Source organism: Bifidobacterium sp. ESL0798, from assembly GCF_029395415.1.
Classification (GTDB): domain Bacteria; phylum Actinomycetota; class Actinomycetes; order Actinomycetales; family Bifidobacteriaceae; genus Bifidobacterium.
On the sequence record NZ_CP113914.1, the window covers coordinates 1,830,312 to 1,845,630 of the forward strand.

The 15,319-nt window shown below is 58.7% G+C and carries 11 protein-coding genes; 4 read left to right on the forward strand and 7 right to left on the reverse strand.

All coding sequences use genetic code 11. The features are described from left to right. Window positions 1-24: 24 nt before the first annotated feature. Window positions 25-1,062, reverse strand: a complete 1,038-nt coding sequence (locus tag OZX74_RS07555) for a biotin--[acetyl-CoA-carboxylase] ligase (protein ID WP_277156318.1) — start codon at window positions 1,060-1,062, stop codon at window positions 25-27. Between the two features lie 104 nt (window positions 1,063-1,166). Here OZX74_RS07555 and OZX74_RS07560 point away from each other — a divergent pair, with 104 nt between their 5' ends. After that, the gene (locus OZX74_RS07560) at window positions 1,167-3,500 is read left to right on the forward strand and encodes a DUF6020 family protein (protein ID WP_277156319.1); all 2,334 of its coding nucleotides are present in this window, start codon (window positions 1,167-1,169) and stop codon (window positions 3,498-3,500) included. A 2-nt stretch (window positions 3,501-3,502) separates the two neighbouring features. After that, entirely contained in the window at window positions 3,503-4,471 is a 969-nt protein-coding gene (locus tag OZX74_RS07565) for a helix-turn-helix domain-containing protein (protein ID WP_277156320.1), read from the forward strand. Between the two features lie 175 nt (window positions 4,472-4,646). Here OZX74_RS07565 and OZX74_RS07570 read toward each other — a convergent pair whose 3' ends face one another. The 4 genes from OZX74_RS07570 to rplS form a co-directional block, all read right to left on the reverse strand. After that, window positions 4,647-5,762: a LacI family DNA-binding transcriptional regulator gene (locus OZX74_RS07570; RefSeq protein ID WP_277156321.1), complete on the reverse strand. Its 1,116-nt coding sequence runs from the start codon at window positions 5,760-5,762 to the stop codon at window positions 4,647-4,649. A gap of 278 nt (window positions 5,763-6,040) precedes the next feature. Then, window positions 6,041-6,709, reverse strand: a complete 669-nt coding sequence (locus OZX74_RS07575; protein ID WP_277157466.1) for a ribonuclease HII — start codon at window positions 6,707-6,709, stop codon at window positions 6,041-6,043. 74 nt (window positions 6,710-6,783) lie between these two features. Further along, on the reverse strand, window positions 6,784-7,539 hold the full coding sequence (gene lepB, locus OZX74_RS07580; protein ID WP_277156322.1) for a signal peptidase I: 756 nt from the start codon (window positions 7,537-7,539) through the stop codon (window positions 6,784-6,786). Between the two features lie 193 nt (window positions 7,540-7,732). Then, window positions 7,733-8,101, reverse strand: coding sequence for a 50S ribosomal protein L19 (gene rplS / locus OZX74_RS07585; RefSeq protein ID WP_277156323.1), 369 nt, complete (start codon window positions 8,099-8,101; stop codon window positions 7,733-7,735). A 1,019-nt stretch (window positions 8,102-9,120) separates the two neighbouring features. Between rplS and OZX74_RS07590 the strand changes: the two genes are divergently transcribed. Next, window positions 9,121-10,875 (forward strand): ABC transporter permease subunit, encoded by a 1,755-nt coding sequence (locus OZX74_RS07590; protein WP_277156325.1) that lies wholly within the window; start codon window positions 9,121-9,123, stop codon window positions 10,873-10,875. Window positions 10,876-10,932: 57 nt separating this feature from the next. After that, window positions 10,933-12,630, forward strand: coding sequence for a nitrate/sulfonate/bicarbonate ABC transporter ATP-binding protein (locus tag OZX74_RS07595; protein ID WP_277156326.1), 1,698 nt, complete (start codon window positions 10,933-10,935; stop codon window positions 12,628-12,630). A gap of 113 nt (window positions 12,631-12,743) precedes the next feature. Here OZX74_RS07595 and OZX74_RS07600 read toward each other — a convergent pair whose 3' ends face one another. Then, window positions 12,744-13,451 carry a hypothetical protein gene (locus OZX74_RS07600; protein ID WP_348519544.1) on the reverse strand — a complete coding sequence of 236 codons (708 nt, stop codon included), beginning with the start codon at window positions 13,449-13,451 and terminating at the stop codon, window positions 12,744-12,746. Next, window positions 13,394-15,247: a DUF2207 domain-containing protein gene (locus tag OZX74_RS07605; protein ID WP_348519545.1), complete on the reverse strand. Its 1,854-nt coding sequence runs from the start codon at window positions 15,245-15,247 to the stop codon at window positions 13,394-13,396. Before OZX74_RS07605 ends, OZX74_RS07600 begins: the two co-directional genes overlap by 58 nt. Between the last annotated feature and the right edge of the window lie 72 nt (window positions 15,248-15,319).

The following is a 15,319-nucleotide window of genomic DNA, read 5'->3' on the forward strand; positions in this document are numbered from 1 at the left end:
CCAAAACCTGAACCGCCGATGCATTCAGGCCAGCACACCCACGTCGCCGGTTTTGACCACATGAAGGGTGCCGAGCGCGTCCTGTATCGTCAGAGAGGCATCGGCATTGAGCGCAATCGCCTTGCCGGTGAGCCTGGAGCCATCGGTGAATTTCGCCTCGACCTCGCGCCCCAGAGTCCAGCACTTGCCTCGGGTTTCTTCCAGCAATCGCGGAGATTCGGTTTCGGGATCGGCGGTCAAAACCGCAAGACGTCGTTTCAACGACTTCGCCAGCCGTGCCGCGACCATATCACGCATCGTGGCAGGATCGGGCAATGGAGCATAAAGCAGCTGCAGGGAGGTGGAAATCGGGGTCGGCAACTCTTCGGCAGGAAGATCAAGGTTCATGCCGATACCGAACATCACGCCAACGGCAGGCTCCCCGTCATCGTTTCGACGTTCGCGGCCATCCGACATGCCGGTTTCACTTGAGCTCGCGTTGCGCCACTGCGCACCCAGACGATTCATTCCTTCCGGCAATTGGACCAGTTCGGCCAGGATGCCACCAAGCTTGTGGCCATCATAGAAAATGTCGTTCGGCCATTTGAGCTCAAGGCCGTGCGTCGGGTCAAGCGGCTTGGCACCACACTGCGCGAGCGCATCGTTCAAAGCGTCAAGCGCCGCAAGCCCGGCAACAATCGTGAACCACCCGTTGTAATGCGAGTCGGTCACCAAACGTTGCGGCAATGCGGTGCAATACGTAACAAGGAACGAAGCCCCGCCGGCCTTGTCGCTCCACTGCCGGCCGAGACGTCCGTGCCCGGCACTCTGTGCATCGGCGCACATCGCGGCCATTCGGGGCAAGCCCTGCGCGTCAATGACGTTGAGGTCTCCATTCGCCATCATTTTCCGGGCCAGAATATTGGTGGAATCGAGCGTGGCGAGTGCCATCAGCACGTCCACCGCCCCGGCGGTTTGGGGCATCTGCGGCTTATGCGCCCCGATCTTTCGCGCGAAATGCGCATATTGCGCTTCGATCTGCTTTATCTGCTCGACAATCGAAGAATCGGTCTCATTGCTCATAGCACCACTGTATCCGAAGAGACGCGGAAATACTTTGTGATTCCATACAATTCAGGCAACAAGTAATATGGTCGAGGTTGATGTCAAACGATAGAATACCGGTTATGAGCAATCCGAGCCCCACAGGTACCGCCAGCCGTCACAGTGACGGCGAAGCCTACCCGCAGGGGCCCGAAGATGGCAAGAAGCATTTCGGCAGGCTTTTCAGCTTCCTGCGCTGGGCGCTGGCGGTGGCGGCAAGCCTGTGGATCGCGTTGTGCACCTCGCTCGGGCCGTTGTACCGGCAGTACGAGACCAATCCCGTCAACGCCACCATACGAGCCTTCTCGTGGGGCAACGCGGCCATTTTCGTGTGCGCTTTCGCCATCTGTATGGCCATCATCGCCGAACTTGTCCGTTTCGGCCGCGGACAGTTGCTGATTCCCTATGATTTCGGCCTTCGCGCCAAACTTGCCGCAAGACGCCAACGCCGGCAAACCCATCATTGCGCAAACGAGAAAACAAAAAAACCAGACACCGCTTCAATCGCCATGCCATACGGCCAGCCAGAAGCCAAACAGGACACGAAATTCGACAATAGAGTTTGGCTGCGGACCAGAATTCGGCAACGCATCCGCTGCTCGGCTTCGGCCATCCGCCGCAAAGCACACCGCTGCATGATGGCCACCACCGACAAATGGTGGAAAATCGCGCTTATCCTCATTATCGGCTGGCTCTGGATCCCCATCACGCTGGTGGCGGCGTTCGGCGCGGACATCCACAGCCAATTCCGCGAATTCAGCTGGGCCTGGAACCAATGGACGGGCTTGAAACAACCCTATATCGGCTTCTTCTCCTTTGTGCCGATGGACATCTACCCTACCGCCCACTATCTGTGGCCGGCCAAACCCACGTACCTGACCGACCAGCACAACATCGTGCTCACGCTGATATACGGCGGTGCGGGAACGATTTCACGCTATTTCACCGGCTCCAACGACTGGGGCATTGCACTCCTGGCCTCGGCCCAACTGCTGTTCGGCGCGTTCTGCCTGGCCGCAAGCGCGAACCGCTTCTTCAACCGCCCCTGGCTCCGGCCCCGTAGAAGGCTCGTCGAGTTGCTGTCGGCAACGCCAGCCAAAACCGACCAGCCTGACCTGGCCGCCGAACAAGCCGAGTCGTCAGAGCTCGTCGGTCCTCTACCCCGCTTCTTCATCCTTCTGTTCTTCCTGGCCTGCCCTCTGGTGCTGTTCTCGACAATCAGCCTGACCAAATCGCCGCTGTTCGCCTTCGCGTTCGTCTGGTGGTTCGGCGTGGGCTACGAAGTGCTGTGCACCGCGAAATTACGGCAACGCTCATCAGGCAAGCAATCGGCGGCGCCGTCAGATCGACGAAAATTAGACAGCGGCAACAGCGACGACATCTTGGCCTCTGAACCAAGCGAGGACATAGCTTCAGCTCGCGCCTGCGTCCCCTCCTACGACAGCATCGTCCTTCATCTGCGCAAACGCACCTTCATCGCACTTCTCCTTTCCACATTGGTCATGCTGATTTCGGCGAAATACGCGCCCTACATCATCCTTTTCGAGCTGGTGATAGCCCTGCTCGCAGACCACAAACGCTGGAAAACCTACATCATCGGCATGCTGCTGCCGGTCATCGTCTTTCAAAGCGCGCTCGGACTGGCCACACACAACGGCGCCATCATCAATGGCGATCCCATCGAGAGCCACGGCATCCAACTTCAGCAGATCGCACGCGTCGCGGTGATCAACCCCAACGGCATCCCGCAGGACGCCAGAAACAAACTGGCCCCGATCTTCAACCTCGACCAGATGGCCGAAGCCTACTCCCCGCAAGACGCCGACCCGGTGAAATCGTCGGGGATCGAAACAAAACGCGTCAGTTACCGCTGGCGTACCGTCGACAAAGTGGCTCTGAAAAATTTCAATTCCGCCTGGCTTGAGATAGTCAAGGCCAATCCAGGCATCGCTTTGGATGCGTTGATGGCCAAAAGCTACGGGTATTTCGACATCACGGATCCGCCGTATATCGGCATGGCCTATTACGTCGGCTACCCAAGCACCGCCAACTTCACCGACTGGATCGGAAGCTGGTGCGCAGGCTGGCGAAGGAGCGTCACCGGTTTCACGGAAAGCTGGAGCTCGAAACCCGTGCTCTCCTTGTTCGTCCACGGCAATACCTACGTCATTGTCACCTTGCTTTTGGGAGCTGCCGAAGTCATCCTGCGCCGTTGGAAAACGCTGGCCACCCACCTTCCGCTGCTGTTGCTGATGGGGGTCATGATCACTTCCCCGGCCAACAATTTCGAGCGTCACATGTTGCCGCTGGTTTTCGTCCTGGGCTTTGTACTCCTGACATTCTGGCAAGACTCGCGAGCGCAACGCACACAAGCCCGTCTGCAAGGGGCCGACGAAGCCGCCGGACTAGAATCGTAAGTATGAACATGCACGATAGCGACAACAAAGGCACGGAATCGGAAAACCCAGCCGATTTTCTGAGCCTCGCCCAAGGGTCACTCGATATCGCGCGCCGTGGGAAAACGGCCGGCGACAGGCTTTCCTTTAGCCAAAACCAGACATCGCAGATCACCGTCATCGCCGATAGCCATGACAACGAAAAAGAGGCCGCGCAAAGAAAGGCCTTCGAAAAACTAGGCAACCGCGAAAACCTGGAGACCATAGCCTTCGAGTGCCTGGCCAACGGTATTCATGACGAACGGGTCGTTTCCCTGCTGCATGTGCTGGGATGGCCGGAAACCTTCAGCTGCTTCACCGTTGCAGGTGTAGCCGCGATCACCTACGAAACCGCCAAATCCGTCATCGTCAACAGCGCCCACGACCTTGGAAGCCAATATTGCCTGGTCGGACGCAGCCACGGATTGACGATCGGACTGGTCGTGATTCAAAGCGCGGCCACCCCTGAAGTGACCTGCACGGCGATGATGAAAGCGTTCGACAAGCAACAGCCGGTATGTCTCGGGCCTACACGCCGCAACGTCGCCGGAGCCGCACGGTCATTGGGTGCCGTACTTTCCGCATTCCACATCATGCCGGCGATACATCCGCTGCCGAGACCGGCCAGGGCCTCCGACATGCTGCCGGAACGCGCACTCGTCGGCGATATCGACGCCGTCGACGAACTGTACCAGACCGTGTATCAAAGTCTCAAAAGCGAGAACGAAAACGATCCGACCCTGCCTACGGTATCGGCTTTCCTCTCCTCCGGCGGATCGCTCGAAGCCACGGGCAAGGCTTTGAACGTCCACCCGAACACCGTACGCTACCGCATCAAACGCGCCGCCGACGCCACCGGATGGGATGCCAACGACCCGCGCGACGCCTACGTGCTGCGCACCGCCATCACCATTGGCGCCATCCGCGATGCCGAAAGCGGAGTCAACGACTGACATCGAATCCGTCGAGCCATTGGCGAATCCATTTGGATTGCGAATCCGGCACGCAATCAATCGTCTTGAATTATCGTTGCCGCCGCAAGCCCCGATGTTTTTCGCTTTTCGCATGCGATAACCAGCCAACCATGCAAAAAGCGACCAATACGAAAGCGACCTGTGAACCGGATGTCTAATGCCGCGGCACCGGCCCCAGCGAGTGCCGCTGGATCATCTCGGCGGGGATGAGACCGACCCCGTGGGCGTTGGAGACGAACGTGGGTTCCCCGCCCTCGCCCAGCAGCCGCAGGGTCTCCCGCATCGCGGCCGTGCCAAGCGCGTCGAAATCGGAATGAACGGTGGTCAGCGGCGGCCACATATCGTTGACTCCAGTCATATCGTCAAAACCGATGACACTGATATCCTGCGGAATGCGCAAGCCGTGCTCGTGCAAGGCGCGGGTCACGCCAATCGCCTGTGCGTCGTTGGCGGTAACGATGACGGTGGGTTTCTCGGCACCGGCAGAACCAAGGTTCTCCAGCTCATGGTTCATCCGCGCGTAAGCCTCGGAGGAATCCCACGAATTGCACTGTATCTCACGCGATTCGATACGGAAATGAGCGGAGGCCTTGCGCCAGCCAAGCAACCGCGTCACCGCATCGCGCCATTGCACCGGGCCTGCGAAATAGAGCGCGGAACGGTGACCGAATCGGGCAACGAGACGCGCCACCTCGTGCATCGCCCCCCACTGATCGATACCGACCAAAGCCGTGCGGCCGCGCCCCTCGGCATCCATCAGACCGCCTGCCCGGCTCATCGAGATATTGCCGTGGGTTGAGGTGATCAGGACGCGCGGTTCGGAAAGCCTGGTGCTGCAAGCCGCAGAAAACATGATATCCGTAGGGGTCAGGAAGATGAACGCATCAACATTCTGCTCTTCGAAGGTACGGCACAGATTCTCGAATTCGCTTTGCGTGCAACGCGCCTCGTGCACCATGGAGACCATGAGAAAGAGGCCATGGCGACGCACGATGGTCTCGATAGCGGAAATCGCGGAAATCGGCCCGAGAAAACTGAGGCCTCCGGCAATGAGACCGATGGTGCGGGAACGGTGCGAAGCCAACGTTCGTGCGGAATTGCTGGGCCGGTAACCAAGCACGTCGATGGCATGCTGGACTTTGGTGCGGGTCGCGTCAGAGACCTCGGAGGAGTGATTGATGACGCGTGAAACCGTCTGATGGCTGACCCCCGCCATTTTGGCCACTTCGAACATCGACGGCCGCTTGCCCGGATTGCGTTGAACGCTCATCCTATCTCCCTTTTCCAGCAGATGTACGTCCCGGGACGCAGCTTTAAGTGAACGCTCACAAGTCTACTCGGTATTGCCTATCACTTTAGCTGCGCCGACCCTTTGCCCTGTGCCACCAAACCTGCAGCGTCACCAACTTTCCCAAGTGTCAGAGGAAAAGCCACACTGCTCTGCCGGCAAAGTGCAACAACGGCAGGCTTCACCTTCGCCAGAATCACGGGCGGAATTCCGATTGATCTGCCCTAACCGGCAGCGCCAATATAAAATCAAGGATGCGTTCAGAGCAAATGCCAGCTGACGCGATGCAACGGTGTCGGGCCGTACTCGGCGATCGCGGCGCGATGGGCGGCCGAACCGTAACCCTTGTTGTGCTGCCACTGGTAGGGCGCGTAGCTCGGATTGCCTTGCGCCAAGGCGACCATCAGCCGATCTCGCGTCACCTTGGCGACGACGGAAGCAGTGGAAACGAGCGCGCAACTTTGGTCGGCCTTCACTCTGGTGGTCACGCTAGGCAAAACCGGTACCGCAGGCGCGTCGAATGTCCCAGCGGCCTTGGAAATATAATCGTTCGGACCGTCTAAAATGGCCCCGACACCAAGCCGGCCCGAGTCAATGTTCAGTTCGCGCTCGACCTCATTGACCGCGCGCAGGGCCGCGATGCCCAAAGCGTAGGTTATCCCCCACTCGTCGATTTCCTTGTTGCTGGCCTGCCCGACCGCACTGGCCGCGCACCACGAACGCAGGTCTTCGAACATCGCCTCGCGCTTGTGCTCGCTCAGCAGTTTGGAATCGGCGACGCCGTCAGGCACGTCAAGGCCGCCTTTTACTAAATCGCGGGCCCATACCGCCGCCGCGCCGACCATCACCGGTCCGGCGAGCGCGCCTCGCCCCACTTCGTCGAAACCGACGATCAGGTCGAAACCGAGGCCGGCCAGTTCACGCTCCATATCCAGAGTCGGGGCAGCAACATGACGCACGGCGCGATTGGGCTCCTCAGCGGCCTGACCGTTGGATTGCAAGGTCATGATTTCGGCACACCCGGGACGGCGGCGAACACCTCACGATGCGACTTGATCACCTGGAAATGGCTGAATGGCCAGAAGGTCAGCATCGCCACCCCGCTGATATTGGCTATCGGCACCAGCCCGCCATTGCCATCGTCGGCATGGTAGCGCGAATCCGAGGAATTGCCGCGGTTGTCACCCATCACGAAAACATTGCCGGCGCTCACTTTGGTTTTGAATGAGAAATTGCTGGGTTCAGTGCCGGGCTTGATATAAGCGACCTCATCGATCGCCACGCCGTTGACCGTAATCGGGGCGCCGTGGCCCTTGCATGCCACCACGTCGCCGGGCATACCGATCAGCCGTTTGATCAAGTCGCTGGAGCCGTGATTGTCCGTGCCGGCGAGCCAATGCGCAGGATCCTTGAAAACGATGACGTCACCGCGCCTGAGCTTGTTCATCGGTCGTGCGAGACGATTGGTGACCAGCCGGTCGCCGACCTGAATGGTGTCTTCCATCGAGCCGGAGGGAATCTCGTAAACGCCGATGACGAATATCCGCAACAGCGCCAGAACCACCACGAACACGCCAAACGTCACCACGAAGCTCAGCAAATCGCTGAACGTATACCCGGCAGAATCCGGGTCGGCATGTTCCGGATTGCTGACAAGGTTGCGCGGCCTGGGCTCCGGGCTTATGCCATAATCCGCGACCTCGATGATATGCGAATCCGCCTCACGCCGCTCATCGCTGCGCGTATCATCCTCTGCCATCCGCGCCTCCCGCTGTATGCATTTTACACCTATACTGCCTCAAACCGCAGCCTAGAGATAACCGAAAGCCATCATAGTATACCGTACAGAGATGTCATACGTGACAACACGAAGCACGATCGTCATAAAGCAAAAACGGCGGCCGGAACATAGTGTCCGACTGCCGTTTGCACATAGCCATTCAGGCCTGCATTCACGCCTTGGCGCTGTTGTCCTGACGCTCGGTGATACGAGCGGCCTTGCCACGCAGGGCACGCAGGTAATAGAGCTTGGCGCGACGAACGCGTCCGTGACGCAGCACCTTGATGGAATCGATCACCGGGGAGTGCAGCGGGAAGCGACGCTCCACGCCGCAGCCGAAGCTGACCTTGCGGACGATGAACGTCTCGCGCAGGCCGGCGCCCGAACGTGCGATCACGATGCCGGTGAACGCCTGAAGACGGGAGTTATTACCTTCCTGAATCTTGACGTTGACCTCGACGGTATCGCCGGGACGGAACTGCGGAATCGAGTCCGAGGGCTTCATGTGCTTGGCATCAAATGCCTCAATAGCGTTAACCATTGTTTCACCTGTCGCTGCCGCATATCAGCGTACATGTCAGGGGCGGCGCCGCACTTTCGTGCCAAGCGGCTGATGGAGCCGAACGCGCCCACTATCGTATTCCGCCGGAACCCGACGGAATGTTGCCGATTCGCCGTTGCAGACACATCCGAACCGACGGATAGACCTGCAGGGCTGAACCCAAATGAAGAAGCGAACCCATGCGGCAGCCCGCCTCTTGGCATAACAAACTTTTATTTTAGCGAAATGCGGCGACACTTGCGCGATGCGTTCGGTGACGTCTTCTCCCCTATCCGAAATTACGCTAGACGCAACAGCGATATCCCCTCAGTAACCACTTTCTAGCACAGCCAACCCGAAAAGCAAGAAAACGGGCACTGTGGGAAAGTGCAAAACCCGAAACCCCGATGACCGAATCGATAAGAATAAGAAGGACACCTACGCGAAACAAACCAAGTTGACAAATGTGACGGATACCCTTATTTTGGTGGCGGTAATTGTTCCTGCGCCCTGCGCACCGAATCGAAGGAGGTGGGGATCATGACAAGCGATCTGCCTAATAGTATCAACGATCTGCATCATTTGTGCGGCCAAAGCACAACCCCATCTCGATACGACGGCCTGCGCCAGATGTAGGCTCCTCCGGTTTGTCCATCACGCTACGAGCGTAAGACAGCGAAACGATTCCTCCGGCACGCACACGATTCCGTCTTCGAGATTCCTTTCAAGTTCATTCAACGTATCTAACGTGCCGCAAAAATCTTCGGATATAAAAGGATAACGGCATCAAAGATATACGATTCGCAATTCATAGTCTGCACCTGACCGGCCAAAATCGAGGTCGGCATTGCAGGAATCGTATATTTCTGATGCCCGACTTGCTGTTGTCCGTAATACAAGCTCCACAACTCAGCATCAAGCAGAAGTCCAATAGCCAAGCCCGATCAACGCCACGACTGCAGCGAAACTTCCGCTGAAAATTCGCGAGCGCCACGATACGCCGTTCATGAGGAATCATCATGACCAATTTCTCCTTCAATTTCAACCGAGCCACGCCGGCCATTCCCGAAACCGGCCGGAGCACGACATTTACCAAGCGTGTGGTCTCGGACTGCGTGGTGGCCGCCGGCATCCTCGCACTCTTCGGGCTGATCGCGTGGATCCTACCCGCCCTCAACGCACCGGTGGGGCCGAACACCGTCTCGACCGACCCACGCAACCTACCGTATTATGCGCTGCGTTCCGTCTTCCGCATGGCCATCGCCCTGTTCTTCTCGCTGGCGTTCACCTTCGTCTACGGCCTGGCCGCGGCCCGCTCACGTCGACTCGGCAAGGTGCTCATTCCCCTGCTCGACATTTTGCAGTCCGTGCCGATTCTGGGCTTCCTTTCGGCTACGGTGACCATCTGGCTCGCCCTCTTCCCCGGCTCGATGATGGGCGTTGAAGCGGCATCGATTTTCGCCATCTTCACCTCGCAGGCCTGGAACATGACCTTCTCGTTCTACCGGTCGCTGAAAAGCGAGCCCAAGGAACTCGACGAGGCGGCGCGCAATCTGCAACTGCCCCGCTGGCAGCGCTTCTGGGTGCTCGACGTGCCCAACTCCATGATTCCGCTGCTCTGGAACATGATGATGAGCGTCGGCGGCGGCTGGTTCTTCCTCACTGCCTCGGAAATGATCTCGGTCAACAACCGCACCTACGCGCTACCGGGCATCGGCAGCTACGTCGAGGCCGCGGCCGCCGAGGAGAATCCCGGAAAGATCGGATGGGCGATTTTGACGATGGTCATCGTCGTGCTGCTGATCGATGTGCTCGTCTGGAAGCCGCTCACCGCCTGGGCCGAAAAGTTCCGCATCACGCAAAGCGAGTCGAGCGAGCCCAAGCGCAGCGCCGTTCTGACGCTTATCCGTCAGTCGCATATCGACGATTTTCTCGGTCGCTTTTTCCGCCCCGTTGGTGAATTGCTCAACTGGGTCACCCGTCCACTCGGGCGCACCGGTTCAAAGTGGGACGCCAAGCCCGGCCGACGCCGAGCTGGTGATATCGTCTTCGACCTCATCGTAGGCGTGCTGGTCATCGCCGGAGTCGCGGAGCTGATGGTCGCCATCGCCAAGACCACCGGCCTGGGTGAACTCGGACGAGCTTTCGGGCTCGGCGGTCTTACCTTCCTGCGCGTGGCGCTGTTGACTGTGGTCTGCTCAGTGATCTGGGTGCCGCTCGGGGTCATCATCGGCATGAACCCCAAAATCTCGCGGTTGGTACAGCCTCTGGTACAAGTGCTGGCGAGCTTCCCCGCCAACTTCATCTTCCCGTTCGCAGTAATGGTCTTCGTCGCGTTCGGCGTCGATATCAACTGGGGGTCAATCCTCTTGATGGCACTGGGCACTCAATGGTACATTCTCTTCAACGTTATCGCCGGTGCGTCAGCCATTCCCGACGACCTCATCGAGATGACCAGAAACTTCGGCATCACCGGATGGATGAAATGGAAGACGCTCATCCTGCCGGCGGTTTTCGGCTCATGGGTCACCGGCGGCATCACCGCGGCCGGCGGCGCATGGAACGCCTCAATCGTCTCGGAAATCGTCAGCTACGGACGCCACACGCTTGTCGCCCGCGGCCTCGGTTCCTACATCGCCGAGGCCACCGCGCACGCCGAGGGTATGAAAACACTGATCGGCGTGGCCGTCATGGCCATTTTCGTCGTCGCTGTCAACCGGCTGTTCTGGAACCCGCTGCAACGCCTCGCCGACCGTCGTTTTGTGGTCGGATGAGCACACTGCAATCCTTCAATATCAGAATATCGAATACTTAAATTAAAGGAAGTCACGATGAACTTCAACAAACTCTATAAGACCGTCGCCAGCGGCACGCAAACCGGCACCGCCACCCGCGGACGCCACAATCCGCAATACGCCGACCTCGACGCCAACGGCACCCACACCGTCATCGAGGCCAGCCATATCAACCAAAGCTTCACCTCCGAAAAAGGAGGCGAGACCACCGTCCTCGACGACATCTCCTTCAACCTGCACGAAGGCGAAATCGTCGCCATCCTCGGACGCAGCGGCGCCGGCAAATCGACCTTCCTGCGCATTCTGGCCGGACTCATCCGGCCGACCAGCGGGCAGGTCTCCTACCGTGGCAAGGCGCTTGACGGGCCAAATCCCGGGGTCGCACTCGTCTTCCAGACCTTCGCGCTCATGCCGTGGCTGACAGTGCAGGCCAACGTCGAACTCGGACTCGAGGCGCGCGGGGTGCCGCGCGAAGAACGCCATAAGCGTGCGCTGGCCGCCATCGACGCCATCGGCCTTGACGGCTTCGAATCTGCTTATCCGAAGGAACTTTCGGGCGGCATGAAACAGCGCATCGGCATCGCCCGTGCGCTCGTACTGCGTCCGGATGCCCTCTTCATGGACGAACCGTTCAGTGCGCTGGACGTGCTCACCGCCGAAAACCTGCGTCAGGAAGTGCTGAAGCTTTGGAACAACAACCAAAGCGGCATCAAGTCCATTTTGATTGTTACGCACAACATCGAGGAGGCGGTGCAGATGGCCGACCGTGTGGTGGTGCTGGGTTCGCATCCGGGCCACCTGATCGCGCAGGTCCCGGTCGATCTGCCGCGTCCGCGCGACAAGCACACCCCCGAGTTCGAGGCGATGGTCGACAAACTCTACACCATCCTGACCGGCCAGGAATCGCAAAGCAGCCGTGCCAACGCAGCGGCCGCAAACGGCGGAAACTCGGAGCAGCCGGCCACGGTGGGAACCGAGGAAACATCCTCGCCGAAAGGTTCCGACAACGGCACTGCCGATAGTGCCGGCAACGCCGCGCAGACCTCCGACAATGCGAATGCCCCAGGCAGCACGGCCGGCGAAAATGGTCCTGACGAGACTTCGGCACAGAACGGCGGCAAAGGCGATAACGCCGGCCAAGACCAGAGCCAAGGTATCGGTCTCGATGAGCACAGCAAGGCACAAACAGAAGCCAGCGAAAAACTCGCGGTGCATGAGAACGATACCAAGGTAAAGGAAGCCAACGCGCGGACCGAGCTGCTCCCGAACGCCACTCCCGGCGGTCTTGCCGGCCTGCTTGACGTGGTCTCGAACTACGAGGGCGGCGTGGATCTGGCAGACCTCGCGGCCGACCTTTCCTTCGAGGTGGATGACCTCTTCCCGCTCATCGACGCTGGCACGATGCTCGGCCTGCTGACCGTCAGCCGCGGCCATTGCACTGTCACCCGCGACGGTGATCGTTGGTGCCATGCCGACGTACTCGAGGCCAAGAAGCTCTTCGCCCAGCTGATCATGGACCACGCGCCGCTGGTACGCACCATCGACCGGGCGCTCAGGAACCATCCGGACAAGGGTCTGCGCGGCGAGCTCATCCTCGACCTGTTGCGCAGCCAGCACACCGATGAGGAAGCGCAGCGGCAATTCGACATTGCGGTGACCTGGGGGCGTTACGGCGAACTTTTCGACTACGATGCCGACGACGACCAGCTCACCCTCGACGACGCCAACAAGTAAGCCGCCTGTCGAGCCCGAGACAAATCAACGAATTGAGCCTGCGAGGAAAATCAGGATTTTCATACGATTTTCCTGATTTTCCTCGCAGGCTCAATTCGGCATGACAGATGCCTCTACATCGCTCCGAAACTGCCGCCGCCGGAACCGCCATCGGAACCGCCGAAGCTGCCGCCTCCGCCGAAGCCGCCACCGAAATCACCGCCGCCGAAGCTGCCGCCTGCAGAGCTGAAACCACTGCTCAGCTGACTGCCAAGGTCGCCGAAATCACCGAACCCTCCTACGTCGCCGAAGCTCATGTCCGAGGCGGAGTAACCCTGAATATCATGGCTGGACGGGTAGAACGACCAATACAGGAGGCTGCCGGAACCGTTGCTATCGAGCCAATCGCCGTTGGTAATTTGCGGCCACACCTTGACCATTCCGCGCGCGAGCTTGCCACTGATGCCGAAGGCGGTGGCGTAGATCAAGTACTGGTCCCAGAGCGCAAGATCTTCGGGCTCGCTTTCCCCGAAATCGCCGAAGTCCCGAAGATATTTGCGCAGACCCATAACCTGCCCGGCGAGCCGCCGGCCGTTGTCCGTCAAAACGGTGGTTTGTATCAGGAATATCTCAAGGATCAGCAGGAACGTGACCGGCATCGCCATCAGGAGCATGATGCCGATATGGCCGTGGAATGCGAACACCTGGCGGCCCAAAAATTCCGACACCTTGTACGGATCGCCGATGAAAAGCTTGTAAAGATACCAGTAGCCGGCCGCCCCCATCAAAAACAGCAACACCTTAGCAAACCCAAACGCCCTCGAGTCATGGGTAAGGTCCATATCATCGTATTCGGCGTGCACTTTCTTGTGGAAATCCAGCTCCAAGCTGGGACCATCCAGCCAAGCCGAAAGCCCGTCATGGATGTCCTGAAAATCAAAGACATCCGAATCGAATTCTTTGCCCATACCTTGCAGCAGTGCCAGAAGAGACGTTTCGATTTCGGTGAGCGAGCTCCCCTTTTGCCCTGAAACACCAGGCAAAAGCACGATGGTGCTCGTTTTCTTGCGTTTGCCAAGCCCCGTCTTCTTCTTGAGCGTGTCAGCCAAACCGCCTTTCTCGTCATGCAACCGGAGGATGAACGGCTCGCTGGCTTCTTTTTGTCGATCACCACGGTCGAATGGTCGAATTCGCCGGCAGCGCCACGCCGCATACGCTCGCCGATCTGCTCGTCGGTTACATGGGTCCAGTCGATGCCCGCATACCATTGCGATTGACCCGGATAGATGGCGATGGTCTTCTTTTCGACCAAAGAAAGCATCGTAGCCGCCAGTTGTCTGGACTCGAGTTTTGAATCGCCCGAGGGATTCTCAAGGTCGCACAAGAGTTGGGCCGCGGCCGTAGGGCTGATATCGGGAATATCGCGGTAGTACTCTACCGAATCGGGAGGGCTTGCCTGACGATGGCTTTTGACCACCAGTACGGCCCCGACAACGACGGCGACCAGTTCCGGGATCAGGAAAAGTAGACAAAGAACCACCCGCCCTACAACCTCGCCTCTTGCAGCACCCTGTGCATCCACCTGTTCCCTGCGCTCATCCTGGATGGCCAATTCTTTGTATTCACCCTTTGAGCGGTGCCTTACCTGCCCCATAGCCGAAGCTTTGAATATCGAGACCACGTCGACATAGTTTTCCGGCCCGACAGTCGGCGCCTGCGCATACAACGCGTTCCTGCCCTTCGGCCTGATCGAGCCATTTCCCTTGAAATGCATCCATTCCCTGGTATCGGTATGTTGCGTATCCACGCCGTCGGGCAAGGTAATCAGAGCGGTGAACTTGCGGATCGGGGTCGAGTTCTCCGTGCTGATTGGCTCCCACTTCAGGTAGGCCACGTCGTCGTAGAGCGTCACGACGTCCTTAAAGGTCATATCGACCTCGAATTTGAGCGAAGAAGCCGATACCATGGCCGGAATGTTCCAGCCGATTTCTATCTGGTCCTCGGGGCCTCCCATGGTGGGCGTATTGTCGGAAGAACCGGAAATCGGGTCCTTGTCGAGCGATTTCTTGAGATCCATGTCTAGGCCGCCGGCCGACGACAACGCCTGAGCGTACTGAGAATCATTCATCGCAGCTGGCAGATAGGGTGCGTGCCTGCTGCCATAGCCTTGACCGACATCCTCGGCATACCACTGACCGGCATGATTCGCGTCCCATCCGGGATCATCCATGTCGCCTCTGGCCCCTTGCACATATTGCTGCCCGGTGCTCACGTTTTTCACGGACACATCGGTGATGTCGCTCAAGGGATTGAGCGTACCGTCAGCGCGGCTTAAGGTAAAGCGCTGGAAAACGCGCCGCCATGGCTTGACTTTGCCGTTTTCGTCCGTACGTTTGCGAAATTGCATATCGATATGCTCGCGGATATGCAAATCCCCGTTGGGCAGGACCTTCACCTCGTCATTAAGCGAGCGGTACGAAAAATCGGCGTCCATCGCCTTTTCGTTGTTCTCATGAGGAGCATAGGTCCCCTGGTCGTAGCCACAAACCGCCACACAGACGCCCAGCAGCGCGGTAAGCACGAGCGTGGCGAGCAATACCTTGGCAATCCGCTTGGGATTCAGGCTTCTTGAACCCATGATGTGTCTTATCTCTTTCCCTCAACTTCGATATCTTAAATATAATGCCTCGCCAAACATCACCCAAGCGGA